The sequence below is a fragment of the Paracoccus rhizosphaerae genome (assembly GCF_026162645.1).
GTDB lineage: Bacteria > Pseudomonadota > Alphaproteobacteria > Rhodobacterales > Rhodobacteraceae > Paracoccus > Paracoccus rhizosphaerae.
This window is the reverse complement of the sequence record NZ_JAOTBE010000066.1, coordinates 1-16,884: the sequence shown is the minus strand read 5'-3', so window position 1 is coordinate 16,884 and position 16,884 is coordinate 1. Positions and strand designations below refer to the sequence as shown.

Here is a 16,884-nt window from a genome sequence, read left to right as displayed (position 1 = left end):
TCCTGTCTCCTTTGAAGAGAGCATCGCTCTCAGAAGACCGGAACGGAACAGGTGCAGGTCCACCTTCAGACGCTTCACCTGATCGATCTTCAGCCCGCCATATTCCTGGGGCCACCGGTCGTAGGTAAATGGCGTCACGCTGATCGAGCACACCGCATCGGCGACAGAGTGGCCTTGCGACACCAGCACATCGACTTGCCGGAGCTTCGCGACGATCTCCTCCGCCTTGTGCTTCTTCTGGGGCATTCCTGCACCCCCCAAATCGCTCGGAAGCCATACCTCAGGAAGGACCAATTTTAAGTGGGCAGCTCATCAGGACATTGCGTCTGAGGCACTGGGGGTCGGCGCGCATCGCTACGTCGACATCCGACAAGAGGATGCGGCCGCGTTGCTGCCGGCTCTTGGAGGAACGACGGCCACTCTGTCAGCGATCACCACCGCCGAGGCCATTGCAGCCGTTCTGTCGGGGCTGCCTCCTGCGGCACGCTTGTGCTGCTCGGGGTGGGACAGGATCCCTGGGCTGTGTCGCCGGGCTTTCTTGTCGGAGGAGAGCGGGCCATTGTCGACTCCCTCACCGGCTCGCCCTATGAGGACGAGCGCACCCTCGAATGCAGCGTCCTGACGGGCGCTGGCCGTGAAACGAAACCATGCCGCTCACGGGCGTGACTAAAGCCTTTCAACGCATGCTGTCCGGCGACGTCAAGTTTCGGATGGTGCTGACCATGGGAGAGAACGACGATGCAGATAAATGACGACCTTACGCAGCCGGTGGCCGTAGAGGCCGCCCGTCTGGAGTGGATCCCCAGCCCTGTGGCCGGAGTGGATCGGAAGATGCTTTACCGGGAAGGCGACGAAGTCGCCCGCGCCACCTCCATCGTGCGCTACGCGCCAGCCAGTGCCTTTCCGGCCCATGTCCATGCTGGCGGCGAGGAGATCCTTGTCCTCGAAGGGACTTTTCAGGACGAGCATGGCGATTATCCGGCCGGCAGCTACTTCCGGAACCCGCCGGGAACGTCGCACAGCCCGGCATCAGCGCCGGGCTGCACGATCTTTGTCCGGCTCTGGCAGTTTCGCGACGGCGACAAGGTACAGATCGTCCGCCAGCCCGGTGAGGGCGACCACGCCGCAGTGAGAGAGAGAGCATCGTCGGCACGGGTCCTTTTTGACGATGGCGCTGAGCAGGTTCGTCTGGAGACTTGGCAGCCCGAGCGATCCGTCACAGTGCCAACCGAACGGGGACTGGAAGTACTGGTCCTGTCGGGCGAGCTTGAGGTGGACGGACAAAACCTCGGCGCGCACAGCTGGTGCCGTTTTCCGGCTGGCCGCCCCTTCGTTGCACACTCAGGAAGCCAAGGCGCTGACGTCTGGATCAAGGACGCCCCCCTGCAGCACCCGGACGTACTCCGGATGCCTGCGTGAAGAAGGATCAAGAGATGAAACAGACGACGGTGGCCATCGTCGGGGGTGGCCTTGCGGGGCTCAATGCCGCACGGCTTCTTCAGCAGGCAGGGCTCGACTTTGAACTTTTCGAGGCACGGGACCGCCTCGGCGGGCGCATCCTGACAGTGGATGCGACCGGTGCTCCGGGTCCCGGCGGGTTTGACCTCGGCCCGTCCTGGTTCTGGCCGCGCATGCAGCCCGCAATCGCTGCTCTGGTCGAGGAGCTGCGGCTGCAAACGTTCGCCCAGAGCAGCGACGGCGACGTTGTCTTTGAGCGCATGTCGCGCGAGCCGGCTCAGCGCTATTCGGGCACAGCTCAAGAGCCGCAGTCGCTTCGACTGGTGGGTGGCTCGGCGGCCCTCGTCCGGGCACTCGCCGATACCGTCCCGGCAGAGAGGGTGCACCTCTCCGCGCCGGTGAAGCACCTCACCCTCGACAGCGGAAGGGTGTACCTCGTGGTCTCATGCGCTGATGGCAGCAGCGACACTGTCACCGCCGAGCATGTGCTGATGGCAGTGCCGCCGCGTGTCGCTCTGTCTGTCATAGGGTTCACGCCACAGCTGCCGACAGCGACCGCGGTCCTCTGGCGGAATACGCCGACATGGATGGCGCCGCACGCCAAGTTCTTTGCGCTCTATGACAGGCCCTTCTGGCGGGACGCCGGGTACTCCGGATCGGTACAAAGCATGGTCGGCCCGATGCCGGAGATCCACGACGCGACTACGGCATATGGACAGGCCGCACTCTTCGGATTTCTGGGTGTCGGTGCTGCCGAACGCCTCCGCATGGGTCAGGAGGCGCTCGGCCGTGCCTGCATCAGTCAGTTCGCCCGGATCTTCGGTGCTGAAGCGGCCAGACCCACCGCGATCCTCTACAAGGACTGGGCCGACGACCCGTGGACGGCGGCACCCGAGGATCTCGTCTCGACCGGCCATGCCAGCTTTACGCCGGAGTGGGTCGAAGGTCCCTGGAAGGAACGCCTCCTCCTGGCAGGAAGCGAGGTGAGCCGCACGGAAGCCGGATATCTCGCGGGCGCTGTCGAGGCCTCGGCCGATGCGGTTGCGGCGCTCTTGACACGGCTCGAGGACTAGCGGGAATAAGGTCATCCTCGCTCAAAACACTGTTGCGATCAATCATGGTGTCGCTCGCGTGTGTCGTCGCGAGCGGCCGCTGTCTGGCTCTAGTCATCAGCTTTCACAAGGAATTGCGCGCTCGATTTAGTCTTTCCTACAGCGGTGCAGGTGACAACTGCACCCACCAGTGGCCTCCGCCGCGCCTGACACCGGCAGGCGTCATCTCGATCGCAGTCAGTTAGAAGCAAGTCTTCGGATCGTGTACCGCCTTTAGTCCTTCTGATGCGTCATCGACCAGAACTTTGCAGTTCTGGCCTTCCGTCTGAGCGCGCTGCTGAGATGCCTTCGCATAAAGAAAGAGGCTTCCAGAACCTCACCTTGTTCAAGAAGCGAGACAATCTCAAGGTGATCGGTGCACTGCTCTGTCAACCGCTGACGGTCGATCTTTGTGCGATACTCCATAAGACGCCGCATCCTGTTGACCCGCTCCAACGCGGAGAGAAAAAACGGGTTGTTTGACATGCGGGCCAATTCTTCATGAAACGTGGCTCCGTTGTCCAACAGCTTCTCCGCAGGCAAGGAGTTGACACCTCCTTCCAGCATCCTTTCCTGGGTTCGCCTCAGGCTCGCAAGCGCTTCCTTGTTCAGCTTGAAGGACGGCTCCAGCATCGCCGCAGGCTCTATCGCCATCCGGAAGCGGTAGATCTCGTCAAATGCTTCAGCGGTTTTGGCAACCGGCAGGAGGCGCCATCCATAGCCTTCTTTCCTCTCCGCCCAGCCCTCCCGAGCCGCGCGCGCCAAGAGGTCGCTGAGCCGTGCCTTTGTCATGTTGTAGCGCTGGCGGAGGGCCTGTTCAGTCACGATCTCCGGCAGTTGATCAGTCAACCAATCCTCGGCGAAGATCTGATACTCGTCGCGGGCAACATCGACAGCCTCTTTGATCTCGCTGATGATGTTCTGTGGGATGCTGTCGGCGACGAAATAGCCGCGGTTGGGGAAGCGTCGCAGGATGCCTTGCTCTTCGAGAGCTGCAAATGCCTCGCGTATCGGCGTCCTCGAGACCTTGTAGCGATCGGCCACCTCCTGTGCACGCAGGTGCGCCCCGCAAGCAATTTCTCCAACAGCAATGTCCTGTGCCAGCCTTGCTGAGATGCGTGAGGAAAGCTCGCTCGTTGACATTTATAATCCTGCTGTGCGTCGCGTCAGCGGAACCGTGCCGCAAAGCCATAGGAGAGGCAACAGGATTGTTTTTCAGGAGGCTATAATCCGATAGTGTCGGCGGTCGTCGGAAAGCTCCTTCACATGGAATCGCCATTTTTGCGGGAAAGCCGCGCTCCCCCGCCTTCATTCGGCACAAGCTCTACCCTTGATTGGCTTTAGCATGTCAGATATGCAATCTTTAAAGCAGAGAGAGAATCAGCTGCTTTGCACTGCATTAGGGAGGAAAATGCATGTTCAGGAAATTCGCCGCCGTGGGCCTGGTCGCTGTATCCGCGCTCAGCGTCACCACTACCGCCTCGCACGCACAAGATTTCAAGCCCAGCAGCCCAGAGTGTCTGGCGCCTTCTGCGCCGGGGGGTGGCTGGGACTTCATTTGCCGCACGACCGCTCAGTACCTGCGTGAGATGGGGCTGATTGATGGCACCATGCAGGTGACCAACATGACCGGCGCAGGCGGTGGGGTCGCCTATGCTCACGTCGCCAAGGAACGGACGGACGCGGGCAACGTGATCGTCGCAGCGTCGAACGGGACGACGTCGCGCCTCGCTCAGGGCGCCTTTCCGAACTCGACCCCCGAGGACGTGGATTGGCTTGCAACTTTCGGCGCCGAGTACGGAGCCATCGGTGTTGCGGCAGACTCAAAGTTCGAGACGCTCGAGGACCTGATGAACGCGGTCAAGGAAGACCCTCGGTCCGTAGCCTTCTCGGGCGGGTCTGCGGTCGGCGGATATGACCACATCAAGCCGCTTCTGCTGGGCAAAGCGGCAGGCGTCGAGGATGTTCGCCAGATGAAATACGTCGCGTTCTCCGGCGGCGGCGAGGCGGTGACGGCACTCCTGTCGGACTCGGTGCAGGCGCTTTCCGGCGATCTGTCCGAAATCCGGGGGTTCGTTGACTCCGGAGACGTGAAGATCCTTGCTGTCCTGTCGCCGGAGCGCCTGAAGGCATATCCCGATATCCCTACCGCCATCGAGCAGGGCTACGATGTCGTCGGACCGAACTGGCGCGGCTACTACATCCCGAAGGACGCACCTGAAGAAGCCCGCAAGTTCTGGGAAGACTCGATCCGGGCCATGACCGAGAACGAAGAGTTCCAGAAGATGTTGGAAGGTGCCGGCATCGAGCCCTTCGAGCACTTCGGCGAGGACATGGATCAGTTCATCGCAAGCAACATCGCCGAGATCGAAGAAATCTCGCGTGAAATCGGGATTATCCAGTAAATCTCTCCCGGGCGGTCCGCGCATGCGGCCGCCCTTTCTCCGTCAACAAGGACTGGCGCCATGAGCGACCGCATCCTGGGTGGCTTCGGCCTAGCCCTGGCGGCCTTCTATATCTGGGCCGCAACCATCATCCCTGACAGCTTCATGTCGGACGCGATCGGACCGAAGACGTTCCCCATCATCATCGGGATCGTCACCATCATCTGCTCGATCGTCTTTATCCTGAAACCTGATGTGGAGCCGCACTGGCCTGGTCTGGGTCAATTGGCAGAGCTGGGATTGGCGGTCGCCGCCATGTTCGCCTACGCCATGTTCCTGCCCACGGTCGGCTTCGTCATCGCCACCAGCGTCGCCACTGCCTATCTCACCTGGCGGCTCGGCTCGCGTCCGCTCAACTCGGTCGTCATCGGCATTTCCACAGCAATCGGTATCCACGTCGTCTTCAAGCTGATCCTTGGCTTGTCGCTGGCGCGGGGCCCCTTCGGCTTCTGAGGGCGCAAACATGGAAATTCTTTCGTCTCTGGGCGACGGCTTCGCAGTCGCACTTACCTTCCAGAACCTGCTTCTGGCCCTCGTCGGCGCCTTCCTGGGCACCCTGATGGGCGCGCTGCCGGGCCTTGGCCCTGCGAATGGCGTGGCGATCTTGATCCCGATCGCGTTCTCGCTTGGACTTGGGCCGACATCGTCACTGATCCTGCTGACAGCCGTCTACTACGGCTGCATGTATGGCGGGCGCATCAGTTCGATCCTGCTGAACATCCCTGGCGATGAGCCGGCGATGATGACCTGTCTTGATGGCTATCCGATGGCCCTTCAGGGCAAGGCCGGGCAAGCGCTGACGCTCTCGGGAATCGCCTCTTTCGTAGGCTCTTTCTTCGCCACCTGGGGCCTAGTGCTCCTCGCACCGCAGCTCGTCAAGATCGCGCTGTTGTTCGGACCTGCCGAGTATTTCGTCCTGTTCACCGTGGCATTCGCCACCCTGGGCGGCGTTTCTTCGACCAATCAGGCAAAATCGGCATTCGCTGCCATGCTGGGTCTCGGGATCGCGATGATCGGCGTCGATACGCAAACCGGCGTGCAGCGCTTCACGTTTGACGAGCCGCATCTGTTCGATGGCATCGACTTCCTGATTGCAATCGTCGGACTATTCGCCCTGAGCGAAGTGCTGGTGTTCCTGGAGCACCACAAAGGTGGGGCTGCCGCAAAATCTGGCCGCGACGTTGCCGTCGGAAAGCTCATGCCCGATTGGCCGACCCTCGTCAGCACCCGCTGGACGATGGTTCGGGCCACAGTGATCGGCTTCATCGCAGGCGTGCTCCCCGGAGCAGGCGCTTCCTTGGGCTCGTTCCTGTCGTACTCCGTGGAAAAGCAGGTCGTAGACCCGCACAGCAAGACCTTCGGCAAAGGCGACCCGCGTGGCGTTGTCGCGCCGGAGGTCGGAAACAACGCTGCCGCTGGCGGCGCACTGGTGCCGATGCTCTCGCTCGGCGTCCCGGGGTCCGGCACCACGGCCGTCCTCCTGGCAGTCCTGCTGTCTTTGAACATCACTCCGGGGCCGCTTCTGTTCGCGAACAACCCGGACGTGGTCTGGGGGCTGATCGCAGCTCTGTTCATCGCAAACATCATGCTGCTCTTGCTGAACATTCCGATGGTGAGCCTCTTCGTGCGCGTGCTGATGGTCCCGACCAGGATCTTGATGCCCGTTGTCGCAATGATCTCCTTCGTCGGCATCTACAGCATCACCGGCTCCACCTTCGACATGATGCTCATGGTCGGCTTCGGGGTCGTAGGCTGGGTTCTTCGCAAGCTCGACGTGCCACTTGTCCCGGTCATCCTGGGCATCCTGCTCGGGAACCAGATGGAAGTGAACCTGCGCCGCGCCATGACGATCTCGGATGGCGACTGGACGGTCCTCGTGGGAAGCCCCCTTGCGATCGCGCTTTGGGCCATTGCGATCATCGGCTTCACCCTGCCGATTATCATGGGACGCCGTCTGAAATCGAAGATCGAAGCAAGCCGCCCCTCTGAGGAAATCGCAGCAGGCGATTGATCCTCTCGGCCACCGCGGAGCCGGCTGCCATCACAAGAACAAGACCGTCTGGACCCGAAGGGTCCCGGTCACCCTGCTCATGCGTAAGGAGACAGTAATGCGCATCATGACCCTGCCCTGCGACGGCATCGGCCCCGAAATCATGGCGGCAACGCTTGAGGTCGTCGAAGCGGCAAACAAGAAGTTCGACCTCGGGCTCAGCTTCCATGAAGAGGAGTCAGGGTTCACCTCCTTGAAGAACCACGGCATCACGCTCCGCGAGGACGTGCTGACACGTGCGCGCACCGAATTCGATGGTGTCATCCTGGGCACCCAGTCACACATGGACTACCCCCCGGTGGCCGAAGGCGGCCGTAACGTGTCCGCGGGTTTCCGCATCGGCTTGGACCTCTATGCGAACGTACGTCCTGCGCGGTCTCGCGACTTCCTGCCGAACAAGGCGTCGGGGATGGACCTGGTGATCATGCGGGAAGCCACTGAAGGCTTCTATCCCGACCGCAACATGTTCAAGGGCGTGGGCGAGATGATGCCGGACCCGGACATGGCCCTCTCGGTGCGCAAGATCACCCGTCACGGGTCGATGCGCATCTGCCGCGAGGCCTTCAAGCTGGCGATGCAGCGCAAGAAGAAGGTGGCCGCGATCCACAAGGCGAACTCGTTCCTGATGACCGACGGCTTGTTTCTTGAATGCTTCCGCGAGGTGGCCAAGGAATTTCCCGAGGTGCAAACCGAGGAACTCATCGTCGATGCCTTTGCTGCGCTGCTGGTGCGCAAGCCTCAGGCCTATGACGTTGTCGTGGCCACGAACTTCTATGGCGACATCCTGTCAGACCTCGCTTCCGAGCTTTCCGGCTCCCTGGGGCTTGCCGGCTCGATCAATGCGAATGCCGAAACTGGCCTTTGCTGTGCTCAGGCGCAGCACGGCTCCGCGCCGGATATTGCCGGCAAGAACGTCGCCAATCCGACTTCGCTCATTCTGTCCGCCGCCATGATGCTGACTTGGCTCGGTGAGCAGCGCGGTGTGCAGAAGCTGATGGACGCAGGCAATGCCATCGCTGCGGCCGTGGATAAGGCGCTGGACGATCCGGCGAAGCGGACCCGGGACATCGGCGGCAGCGTGAACACCGACCAGTTCGGACGCTTCGTCGCCGAGGCGATCAGCGCCGCCTGACCCATACCACGCGGCGGCCATCCGGGCCGCCGCCTCCATTGCAAGGCTGACCATGACCCACCGCATTGCTCTAATACATGCCACTCGCGTTGCAATCGACCCTATCGAGGCAGCGCTGTCGCGCCTGTGGCCTGAGGCGCGTGCGTTCTCCATCCTTGAGGAGAGCCTGGCGGTGGATCGGGCAAGCGGCGCGGCATCCCTTGAAGAGCTTGACCGGCGGATTGTCGCGCTGTGCCGCTATACAGAGGCTCTTCAGCCGCACGGTATTCTCTATACCTGCTCATCGTTCGGTGCAGGGATCGAGGAGGCTGCGCGCCTCTGCCCGGTCCCTGTCCTGAAGCCAAACGAGGCGATGTTCGACCAGGCGCTGGCCCACGGCCACGACATTGTCATGCTCTATACCTTTCCGCCAGCTGTTGACGGCATGAGCAGGGAGTTTCAAGCCGAGGTGGCCATCCGCGGTGCCAAGGCTCAACTGCGCCCCATCTTCGTGCCGGACGCTCTGGATGCTCTCCAAGCCGGCGATGCCGCGCGTCACGATGCACTCATCGCAGAGGCCGCCGCGACCGTTGGACAGGCGGACGCGATCATGCTGGCACAGTTCTCGATGGCATCAGCGGGACAAGGGGCGCAGGCGCTGACGCCGGTGCCGGTCCTGAGCAGCCCCGATGCCGCCGTCGAGCACCTGAAGGCCCGCATTCTTGCGGCTCAGCATACGGAGCAGGGCACATGCTGATCGGCGTGATTGCGGACGACTTTACTGGCGCCAGCGATATCGCAAACACGCTCGCAAAGGGCGTGCCACCGGAAGGAGGGCTGCGGACGGCGCAGTTCTCGGGCGTCCCGACGAGGGCTGTTGCCAGCGGAATCGAGGCTGGAGTGATCGCGCTCAAGTCGCGGTCGGCACCGGCAGAGGAGGCAGTTCGGGAATCGCTGGCGGCATTGAACTGGTTTCGCGCACAAGGCTGCCGGCAGATCGTGTTCAAGTACTGCTCTACCTTCGACTCCACACCAGCAGGTAATATCGGCCCAGTGGCCGAAGCGCTGGCACGTGCCTTGGACGCCAAGGGCGTCACCGTCTGCCCCGCCTTCCCCACCATGGGTCGCACCATTTACCAGGGGCATCTTTTCGTGCACGACCGCCTGCTCTCGGAGAGCGGGATGGAGCACCATCCGCTGACGCCCATGACGGACCCGGATATACGTCGTTTCCTCTCCAAGCAGACCAGCACGCCCGTGGGACTGGTGCCTCAGCAAGTCGTGGCCTTGGGCGCTGACGCTATCGCGGCCAAACTTGCCGCGGCGGGTCAGGCAGGCCAGGTGCTCTGCGTGGTCGATGCTGTTTGCGATGGTGATCTTCTGCGCATCGGGAAAGCCTCGGATGGGGCGCCGCTCCTGACGGGCGGCTCGGGCATCGCGCTAGGTCTGCCTCGCAACTTCATCGTCCGCGGGGACGCGACCGGCAATGAGGGCACTTTCACTCCCGCCCATGGACCTGCGGCTATCCTTGCCGGATCCTGTTCGGGTGCCACGCGAGGCCAGATAGATCAGCACATCGCAGCTGGTCACCCGGTTTATCCTATCGATGTTCCTGAAGTGCTGGCTGGCGCCGTGACGGCCGAAACCCTGACAGAGTTCATTTCCGAGAATCCGGGCGCCCCCTTGGTGTATTCGTCGGGCGCACCGGACGTCGTGCGCCAGATACAGGACCGTTACGGGCGGGAAGTCGTCGCGGCGCAGCTGGATGAGTTGTTCGCCGAAACTGCACGCCAACTTCTGCGCCGGGGCTGGCGCCGTATAGTCGTAGCAGGTGGCGAAACATCAGGGGCGGTCGCGCTGGCCGTCGCGAGGGAACTCGATGTGGAGGCGATGACCCTCGGGCCCGAGATCGATCCAGGAGTGCCGGTTCTGTCGCTCGGCCAGCAGGAGCCTGTCCTTCTGGCACTGAAATCCGGCAATTTTGGTGCCCCCGACTTCTTCTCGAAGGCGCTGGACGTCATGGGAGGCATCAGATGACCGATGAACATGCGGCGCGCGAGGAAATGGCGCACCTCTGCAAATCACTCTTCGACCGCGGATTTTCCGTGGGAACCGCAGGTAACGTCTCGGTCCGTCTCCACGACGGGATCCTGATGAGCCCGACGAACGTGCGGCTTGGCGATCTTGATCCGGCTCGTATCTCCAAGCTGGACCTTGACGGCCACCATGTCGGCGGTGACAAGCCGACCAAGGAAACGTTCCTGCACCAGGCCTTCTACGACACGCGCCCTGACGCCGGGGCGGTCGTCCATCTGCATTCCACATGGGCGACTGCGCTTTCCTGCCTTGCAGATGTAGATCCGCAGGACTGCATCCCACCATTGACGCCCTATGTTGTCATGCGTGTCGGCACCGTCAGAATGATCCCCTACACACGGCCCGGAGACCCGAAAACTGGTGAACTGATCAGGGCTCTGCGCGGACAGTATGCGGCGGTCCTGCTCAGCAATCACGGGCCGGTCGTGAGCGGGAAGAACTTGTTCTCGGCCGTCTGTGCAGCGGAGGAGCTGGAGGAAACGGCCCGCCTGCTGATCGCCCTGCGCGGTCAGCGCGTCAACCTTCTCACGTCCGAGCAGGTGGGCGAACTGCGCTCCACCTTCGGCACGATCTGATGATCCTGCATCTGCGCCTCCGTCTCCTCGGTCAGGTTCTGCAAAGGCCGCGAGCATGAGCCGGTTACCTGCTTCGGTTCGCTCTGGGGCGACGCTTCTGGCTGCAGGTCTCGCAGGCTGGCTATGCGATGCCCTGCATGTTCCGCTCGGTTGGCTCATCGGTGCCATGCTGGTGATGATCGTCGCTTCGCTCGCGCGCATCCCTGCACAGCAGCCGGTGCTGATCGTCCCGTACGTGAAGGCGTCGGTCGGAACGCTTCTTGGTGCGTCCATCACCATGCCGGTTCTGCTGTCGGTCCCCGAGTGGTGGGTATCGCTGAGCTTCATGTTGGTCGTGATGGCGGTGGCGGGCGCATTGAACTACCGTCTGCTGCAACGGCATTTCGGATTTGCACCGGCCGACGCGGCGCTGTGTTCAGTTCCCGGTGGCATCGCCGAGATGATCTTCCTCAGCGACCAGGCGGGCGCGGATCAACGACGCGTGGCCATCGTTCATGCGCTGCGCATTGCGCTTTCCATCCTGGTGATCCCTCCGCTTGTCAGCTTGCTTTATGGGATAACAATCAGCCGCGCAGCACCAATCGCGCCTGTACAGATGACCTGGCCAGACTGGGGCTGGTTCGCTTTCTGCATCCTGGCTGGCGTTGCTGCAGCTAGATCACGGCGTCTTCCTGCCCCGTTGATCATCGTCCCGATGACCGTGTGCGCGGCGCTGCATGTCACCGGCTTCACGCACTTCGTCGTTCCTCCGGAGGTCTCCCGGATCATGCAGGTCGTGATCGGATTGAATGTCGGCGCGCGGTTCCAGAACCAGCCGCTCTCGTCCCTGGTCCGCGTCTTCGGCGCTGCTCTGAGCACGGTCGCCGTCCAGATCGCCTTCGCGCTGCTCGGCGCATTCGTGGTGTTGCACCTTACCGGCTTCGACCAGCTTGCACTGACGCTGGCATACGCGCCTGGCGGCTTGGCCGAAATGTCGCTGATTGCCATCGCGATGGGCCGGGAGGTGGCCTTCGTAGGATTGCATCATCTGGTCCGCGTGCTCCTCTCATTGGGGCTGGCGCCGGTGCTGCTGCGCAAATTGAAAGGAAACGAACAATGTCGCTCGTGACGACACCAGACGTCGACGGCCGCAGTTGGCGCCATACGGATCTGAAATCCTGCCTCGGAACAAGGCTGCCGCGTCTCCCCCATGTGCTGCGGCTGCTTTCGGAAAACCACCTGCGGGAAACCCAGGAAGAGGAGCCGCTTCTGGCTGCCCTGGATGACTGGTTGGGCGGGCGCCCGACGAGCTTCGAGTTCATGTTCCGCCCCAACCGGATCCTGATGCACGATACCACCTGCACCCCTGCCCTGGCCGACATCGCGGGCTTGCGAGATGCAGTGGCGGAAGCTGGCGGCGACCCCGCTCAGCTGACGCCACAGCTACCGGTCGAAGTCTCTGTTGATCACTCGCTGGCCGTTGATGTCTACGCATCACCTGCCGCATTCAGCCGCAATGCCGGCAACGAGATCCAGCGGAACGCCGAACGCTATGCCTTCATGAAATGGGCCTCGGCCAACATGGAGGGCGTGCACGTCAATCCTCCCGGCACTGGCATCATGCACACGATCAATCTGGAGCAGCTGGCGACCGTACTTGAACTGCGCGAAGACGGGCTTGCGCACCCCGACATGCTGCTGGGCACTGACAGCCATACCCCGATGATCAATGGCATCGGCGTGATGGCCTGGGGTGTCGGAGGGCTTGAGGCTGAAAGCGTCATGTTCGGTCAGGCGGCATCGCTGGCGGTACCCGAAGTCGTCGGTGTGCAGCTGACCGGGGCGCTGCCCCCGGGCGTTCTTGCAACGGACCTGGCCCTGGAGGTGACCCATCAGCTCCGCCTGCTCGGTGTAACCGGCAGCTTTGTCGAGTTCTTCGGGCCTGGCCTTGCCGCCCTGACGGCGGATCAGCGCGCGGTGGTTGCGAACATGGCGCCGGAATATGGCGCCTCCACAGGCTTCTTCCCTGTTGATGCGCAGGTTGTCGACTATCTTCAGCGCACGGGCAGACCTGATCATCTGACGGGGGCTATTGAGCCCTTGTTCCGGAGCATGGGACTTTGGTTCGACCCCGCCGAAGCCCCCCGCTTTGACAGAGTGATCTCGATCGACCTGTCCGCGTTGCACCCCGTACTCGCAGGCCCGCGGCGCCCGCAGGACCGAGTCGCACCAGCGGAGGCGCAGGTGGCAGTCGAGGCCGCGATAGGCCGTGATCTGGACGCTGCAGCTGGTCCGGTTCCTGATGGCGCCGTCGGCGTGGCTGCCATCACCAGCTGCACCAATACCTCTGATCCGCGGATGTTGATGGCGGCTGGCCTGTTGGCCCGGAAGGCGAAACAGCGCGGCCTTCGTCCGGCGGATTGGGTGAAGACGTCGCTGGCGCCCGGTTCACCTTCTGCTCGGGATTATCTGGAACGAGCAGGGTTGCTGGAGGACCTCGCCGCGGTCGGTTTCGACATCGTCGGCTTTGGCTGCACCACCTGCATCGGCAACTCTGGGCCTCTTCCGGCAGTCATCGAAACTGCATTGGCAGAGGGTCGCGCAATCAGCGCCGTTCTTTCGGGCAATCGCAACTTCCCGGGCAGAGTTCACCCCAAGCTCGACCTCGGCTATCTTGCCTCTCCGCCGATGGTCGTTGCGTATGCAATACGGGGCACGATACGCGGCGACATCCTTACGGAGCCGCTCGGTCAGGACGGGAACGGCAAGAACGTCTATCTCAGCGACCTCTGGCCCACCGATGCCGAGATCGAGGCCTCGATGGATGCGGGGTTCCGAGCTGAAGATGTTCCACAAGCCTTTGCGCGCGCAAGCGCTAACGAGGTCTGGCAGAACATCGAAGCTCCGCGCTCTGCCCGCTTCCCCTGGGATCCGGACTCCCGTGATCTCCGGAGGCCGAAATTCGCGTCCCTGGACGAAGGGACGCGGCTGGGAACATATTCCGCAGTGCCCCTGATGGTCCTTGGGGATGATATGACCACGGATCACATTTCGCCTGCCGGTTGGATCGACCCCGCATCGAAGGCCGGTGAGTGGTTGATCGAGCGTGGCGGCGATCCCAAGGACCTCAACGTTTACGCGTCCTACCGCGGCAACTGGGAGGTGATGCTGCGTGGTCTTTACACCAACCGCTTGGCGCGGAACTACCTGAGCGAGGATCTTCCGCCTGCCTGGACGGTGCTGGAGGACGGCACGAGGCTTCCGGTCTTCGAGGCGGCAGACCGTCAGCGCGCAGGGGGCCAATCGGTGGTCGTGCTCGCCGGTGAGCGCTACGGAATGGGCTCAAGCAGGGACTGGGCGGCAAAGGGAGTCGCTCTTCTGGGTGTGCGAGCTGTCATCGCCAATAGTTTCGAGCGGATCCACCGCACCAATCTCATCGGCATGGGCATCCTGCCGATCGAGCTGTCCGGCGGCTTCCGCCCCCATGAAGCTGGGATCAAGCCACGCGATCGCTTCACCGTTGAAGCACCTGTCGAAGGCCTGGTTCCGCGAATGGAGGTTCCGCTCGTCTGGCTGCGAGCTGACGGCCGTGCGCAACAGCTGGAAGCTCGGGCGGCCGTGGAGACCCGGCAAGAGGTAGAGCTGTTGCAGCAGGGAGGGGTGCTTGCAGCGATCCTGAACCGCGTCCTGAAGCGTTAGCGCGTCAGAGAGTCCTTGCGGGATTGACCCTTCTGCAAAGGCATAGTCATATCCGGTCAACACGGCTCTCGCAGAGGCAAGGCGAGGGGGAAGGACCATCGGCTCTATGTCTTTGCAGCAAGCGATATACGACTCCTTGGTGGACGCTATCCGCGGCGGCCACATCAAGCCCGGCGGCAGGGTACCGACCGAGAAGGAACTGGCCGCGCAATTCCAGGCGAGCAGGTCGACTGTGCAGGCCGCCATGTCACGTCTCGTGCACGAAGGTGTAGTGCGGAGATATGCTGGTCGGGGCACTTACGCCTGCAGGATCGACGACGACATGTTGGTGAAGGTCAACCTGGACATTCACAACATCCAGTCGTTCGAGAACGAGATGAAGGTCGCCGGAGACCGCGTCACCTACCGATTGGTCTCATTCTCGAAAGTGCCAGCTCCAGCGAGAGCGGCAGGAAAACTCGGTATCGAGATCGGGGAGGCAGTGCTGGCTCTGTATCGGCTCCGCTTCGTTGATGACAACTGCATTGGCTCCGAACTGCGTTATTTTGCGCCGAACATCGTTCTGGACGTTCCGGTTAGCGCGCTAGAGAGTCAAGGAGTTCACTCGTTGATCGAGGAGGGCCTGGGGATCGAAATTGGGCGTATCGAGGCTGTTCTGCGTGCGGTCAGCGCCACGGATGCACAGGCGCATGACCTCGGTGTCGGCCCAGGTTCGCCGTTACTCGTCCGCTCCCACACCCTGTTCGACATTTCCGACAGCGTGATACTTCACGGAGAATCCTTTTACGTAGAGCCTTTCTCCTTCCGCTATACTGCCTCTCTGCGCGAGCGATCCTAGAAGCCGAACAATTGTGCCGGAGTTTCCGCAAGAATGGCCTGCGCATGTTCGGAACTGCCTGCCCACCGCTGGAGATCAGCAAGCGCACGCATGTCGTCGATAGACATGAACGGCTCAACCTCCGACAGCGGCCGGAAGGCGCGCTCGGCTGACCGCCCAGTGTGCGGCCAGTCGCTTCCCCAGATCACGCGACCAGGCGCCGCACGAAACAAGAGCGGCGCAATCGGATCCAAAGGGTCATTAGTTGCGGAATAGCCCGTCGCGCGGCATGCGCCTGATGCTTTGAGGATCACATTTGGCAGAGACAGCAGGTCGCACAGCGCATCTATCTCAGCATCCAGATTGGCCGACGTCGTATCCAATCCGGCGAAATGGTCGAGAATGAAGACGCGCGGAGTAGCGGCCAAGACGGGACGAAGACGTAGCAGGGTAGGCAGCGGCAGATAGATTTCGATCGCCATATCCGTGCCGAGCAAGACAGAGTCCAGGGCCCGGAGATAGGCTGCACAGTCTTCTATGTCCGTTGTCCCTCGGGTCTTGAGGTTGGCGCGACAGGCTACGACGCCCTGCGCACGCAATGTCCTGATGTCGTCTGACGTGACCTGGCGGGGATCGACCACGGCAACGCCACGCGCCCTGTCCAGCCCGAGCTTGGCAATGGCTGCAAGCGTCGCGCGGTTGTCGGTGCCATACGGGCTCGGTTGAACAACAAGGACGCGGTGTGCCCCGATTCGGTCCAGATGCGCCACCAGATCGGCCGTGGTTGCCGGTCCGGGAGTGTAGCTCCGGCGAGCGGAGAAGCTGAAGCATTCCGGAAGAAAAACATGCACATGGCAGTCGACGACAGGTAAATGACTGGTCATTTTCAGAACCTAAGTAAACATTTTCGTTGCCTTCACGAAACATTTGCATCTAAACCTGTTGAAATGCAATTGGAGGGCCTGATGTTCTTCTCCCCGCCGCCCGAAGTCACGGCAGATGTCTTTGCCGAGGTTCCCGAGGATCTCCGGCCGTCTGAAAGTTCGGATTGGGCACGTATCCAGCATCCGGGAAAGCGCTTCCGGGCCTTCCTGGAGGGGCCGTCCTTCGATCGGGAGGGAAATTGTCAACGGCGGTGCAAAACCCGGCCACGCGGCGGCGTAAAATCAGGCCAGGTGACGATGGCCGGCGCCATGGCGCGCGCGCTTACCATAGAGCTGGCGCGTGCCATGGCGCATTGGCCCCTTGGGGCCAAATCGAGGCGATCTAATCTCAGGACTTTTGTTGCCGCTTTCGGGCGGTGCTGTTGGCGAGGCGATAACTCTCGCCGTTCATTTCGAGTATGCTGACGTGGTGGGTCAGCCTGTCGAGCAGTGCGCCGGTGAGGCGCTCGGAGCCGAAGGTTTCGGTCCATTCATCGAAGGGCAGATTGCTGGTGATCAGTAAGCGGCGGTTGCGCCCCACGCACGTTCAGCTTGACAGCTTTAAGTTCCAAGGCAGCAGATCGTCGATGTGGGCCTGTGGGTAACCGGCGGCGACTGCTTCCAAAGTCGCCTTAAGGTA

Annotated in this window: 14 protein-coding genes and 2 pseudogenes; 12 read left to right on the top strand and 4 right to left on the bottom strand. The window is 62.1% G+C overall.

Annotation, left to right across the window (positions count from 1 at the left end; genetic code table 11):
• Window positions 1-246 (bottom strand): annotated as a pseudogene (locus tag OC184_RS16575) (IS3 family transposase); the annotation flags it as partial.
• 492 nt (window positions 247-738) lie between these two features.
• Here OC184_RS16575 and OC184_RS16570 point away from each other — a divergent pair.
• Together OC184_RS16570 and OC184_RS16565 are read left to right on the top strand one after the other, a co-directional pair.
• The gene (locus OC184_RS16570; RefSeq protein ID WP_265508276.1) at window positions 739-1,419 is read left to right on the top strand and encodes a cupin domain-containing protein; all 681 of its coding nucleotides are present in this window, start codon (window positions 739-741) and stop codon (window positions 1,417-1,419) included.
• 14 nt (window positions 1,420-1,433) lie between these two features.
• Complete coding sequence (locus OC184_RS16565) at window positions 1,434-2,531, top strand: flavin monoamine oxidase family protein (RefSeq protein ID WP_265508275.1); 1,098 nt, start codon at window positions 1,434-1,436, stop codon at window positions 2,529-2,531.
• A 252-nt stretch (window positions 2,532-2,783) separates the two neighbouring features.
• Here OC184_RS16565 and OC184_RS16560 read toward each other — a convergent pair whose 3' ends face one another.
• Complete coding sequence (locus OC184_RS16560) at window positions 2,784-3,692, bottom strand: GntR family transcriptional regulator (protein ID WP_265508274.1); 909 nt, start codon at window positions 3,690-3,692, stop codon at window positions 2,784-2,786.
• A 272-nt stretch (window positions 3,693-3,964) separates the two neighbouring features.
• Here OC184_RS16560 and OC184_RS16555 point away from each other — a divergent pair, with 272 nt between their 5' ends.
• From OC184_RS16555 to OC184_RS16510, 10 genes are all read left to right on the top strand, one after another.
• The gene (locus OC184_RS16555) at window positions 3,965-4,954 is read left to right on the top strand and encodes a Bug family tripartite tricarboxylate transporter substrate binding protein (protein WP_265508273.1); all 990 of its coding nucleotides are present in this window, start codon (window positions 3,965-3,967) and stop codon (window positions 4,952-4,954) included.
• 60 nt (window positions 4,955-5,014) lie between these two features.
• Window positions 5,015-5,446 carry a tripartite tricarboxylate transporter TctB family protein gene (locus OC184_RS16550; RefSeq protein ID WP_265508272.1) on the top strand — a complete coding sequence of 144 codons (432 nt, stop codon included), beginning with the start codon at window positions 5,015-5,017 and terminating at the stop codon, window positions 5,444-5,446.
• Window positions 5,447-5,456: 10 nt separating this feature from the next.
• Window positions 5,457-7,004 (top strand): tripartite tricarboxylate transporter permease, encoded by a 1,548-nt coding sequence (locus OC184_RS16545; protein WP_265508271.1) that lies wholly within the window; start codon window positions 5,457-5,459, stop codon window positions 7,002-7,004.
• Between the two features lie 97 nt (window positions 7,005-7,101).
• Entirely contained in the window at window positions 7,102-8,175 is a 1,074-nt protein-coding gene (locus tag OC184_RS16540) for an isocitrate/isopropylmalate dehydrogenase family protein (RefSeq protein ID WP_265508270.1), read from the top strand.
• 52 nt (window positions 8,176-8,227) lie between these two features.
• Window positions 8,228-8,911, top strand: a complete 684-nt coding sequence (locus OC184_RS16535; protein WP_265508269.1) for an aspartate/glutamate racemase family protein — start codon at window positions 8,228-8,230, stop codon at window positions 8,909-8,911.
• A complete protein-coding gene (gene otnK, locus OC184_RS16530; RefSeq protein WP_265508268.1) occupies window positions 8,905-10,191 on the top strand; it encodes a 3-oxo-tetronate kinase in 1,287 nt (428 codons plus the stop codon). The genes OC184_RS16535 and otnK overlap by 7 nt, the downstream gene beginning before the upstream one ends.
• On the top strand, window positions 10,188-10,826 hold the full coding sequence (gene otnC / locus OC184_RS16525; protein WP_265508267.1) for a 3-oxo-tetronate 4-phosphate decarboxylase: 639 nt from the start codon (window positions 10,188-10,190) through the stop codon (window positions 10,824-10,826). The genes otnK and otnC overlap by 4 nt, the downstream gene beginning before the upstream one ends.
• Window positions 10,827-10,881: 55 nt before the next feature.
• Window positions 10,882-11,934, top strand: coding sequence for an AbrB family transcriptional regulator (locus OC184_RS16520; RefSeq protein ID WP_265508266.1), 1,053 nt, complete (start codon window positions 10,882-10,884; stop codon window positions 11,932-11,934).
• Window positions 11,922-14,504 carry an aconitate hydratase AcnA gene (gene acnA, locus OC184_RS16515; protein WP_265508265.1) on the top strand — a complete coding sequence of 861 codons (2,583 nt, stop codon included), beginning with the start codon at window positions 11,922-11,924 and terminating at the stop codon, window positions 14,502-14,504. The genes OC184_RS16520 and acnA overlap by 13 nt, the downstream gene beginning before the upstream one ends.
• A gap of 106 nt (window positions 14,505-14,610) precedes the next feature.
• A complete protein-coding gene (locus OC184_RS16510) occupies window positions 14,611-15,342 on the top strand; it encodes a GntR family transcriptional regulator (protein WP_265508264.1) in 732 nt (243 codons plus the stop codon).
• Here the strand turns inward: OC184_RS16510 and OC184_RS16505 are convergent.
• Together OC184_RS16505 and OC184_RS16500 are read right to left on the bottom strand one after the other, a co-directional pair.
• Window positions 15,339-16,205 (bottom strand): amidohydrolase family protein, encoded by an 867-nt coding sequence (locus tag OC184_RS16505; RefSeq protein WP_265508263.1) that lies wholly within the window; start codon window positions 16,203-16,205, stop codon window positions 15,339-15,341. The two genes, OC184_RS16510 and OC184_RS16505, sit on opposite strands and share 4 nt — an antisense overlap.
• A gap of 388 nt (window positions 16,206-16,593) precedes the next feature.
• Window positions 16,594-16,767: pseudogene (locus tag OC184_RS16500) on the bottom strand (ATP-binding protein); the annotation flags it as partial.
• Window positions 16,768-16,884 lie beyond the last annotated feature (117 nt).

What these genes read in the sequence shown, in the direction of transcription:
- OC184_RS16570 (WP_265508276.1), top strand. Translation starts at nt 739, where the DNA reads ATGCAGATAAATGACGACCTTACGCAGCCGGTGGCCGTAGAGGCCGCC.
- OC184_RS16565 (WP_265508275.1), top strand. Translation starts at nt 1,434, where the DNA reads ATGAAACAGACGACGGTGGCCATCGTCGGGGGTGGCCTTGCGGGGCTC.
- OC184_RS16560 (WP_265508274.1), bottom strand. Translation starts at nt 3,692, where the DNA reads ATGTCAACGAGCGAGCTTTCCTCACGCATCTCAGCAAGGCTGGCACAG.
- OC184_RS16555 (WP_265508273.1), top strand. Translation starts at nt 3,965, where the DNA reads ATGTTCAGGAAATTCGCCGCCGTGGGCCTGGTCGCTGTATCCGCGCTC.
- OC184_RS16550 (WP_265508272.1), top strand. Translation starts at nt 5,015, where the DNA reads ATGAGCGACCGCATCCTGGGTGGCTTCGGCCTAGCCCTGGCGGCCTTC.
- OC184_RS16545 (WP_265508271.1), top strand. Translation starts at nt 5,457, where the DNA reads ATGGAAATTCTTTCGTCTCTGGGCGACGGCTTCGCAGTCGCACTTACC.
- OC184_RS16540 (WP_265508270.1), top strand. Translation starts at nt 7,102, where the DNA reads ATGCGCATCATGACCCTGCCCTGCGACGGCATCGGCCCCGAAATCATG.
- OC184_RS16535 (WP_265508269.1), top strand. Translation starts at nt 8,228, where the DNA reads ATGACCCACCGCATTGCTCTAATACATGCCACTCGCGTTGCAATCGAC.
- otnK (WP_265508268.1), top strand. Translation starts at nt 8,905, where the DNA reads ATGCTGATCGGCGTGATTGCGGACGACTTTACTGGCGCCAGCGATATC.
- otnC (WP_265508267.1), top strand. Translation starts at nt 10,188, where the DNA reads ATGACCGATGAACATGCGGCGCGCGAGGAAATGGCGCACCTCTGCAAA.
- OC184_RS16520 (WP_265508266.1), top strand. Translation starts at nt 10,882, where the DNA reads ATGAGCCGGTTACCTGCTTCGGTTCGCTCTGGGGCGACGCTTCTGGCT.
- acnA (WP_265508265.1), top strand. Translation starts at nt 11,922, where the DNA reads ATGTCGCTCGTGACGACACCAGACGTCGACGGCCGCAGTTGGCGCCAT.
- OC184_RS16510 (WP_265508264.1), top strand. Translation starts at nt 14,611, where the DNA reads ATGTCTTTGCAGCAAGCGATATACGACTCCTTGGTGGACGCTATCCGC.
- OC184_RS16505 (WP_265508263.1), bottom strand. Translation starts at nt 16,205, where the DNA reads ATGACCAGTCATTTACCTGTCGTCGACTGCCATGTGCATGTTTTTCTT.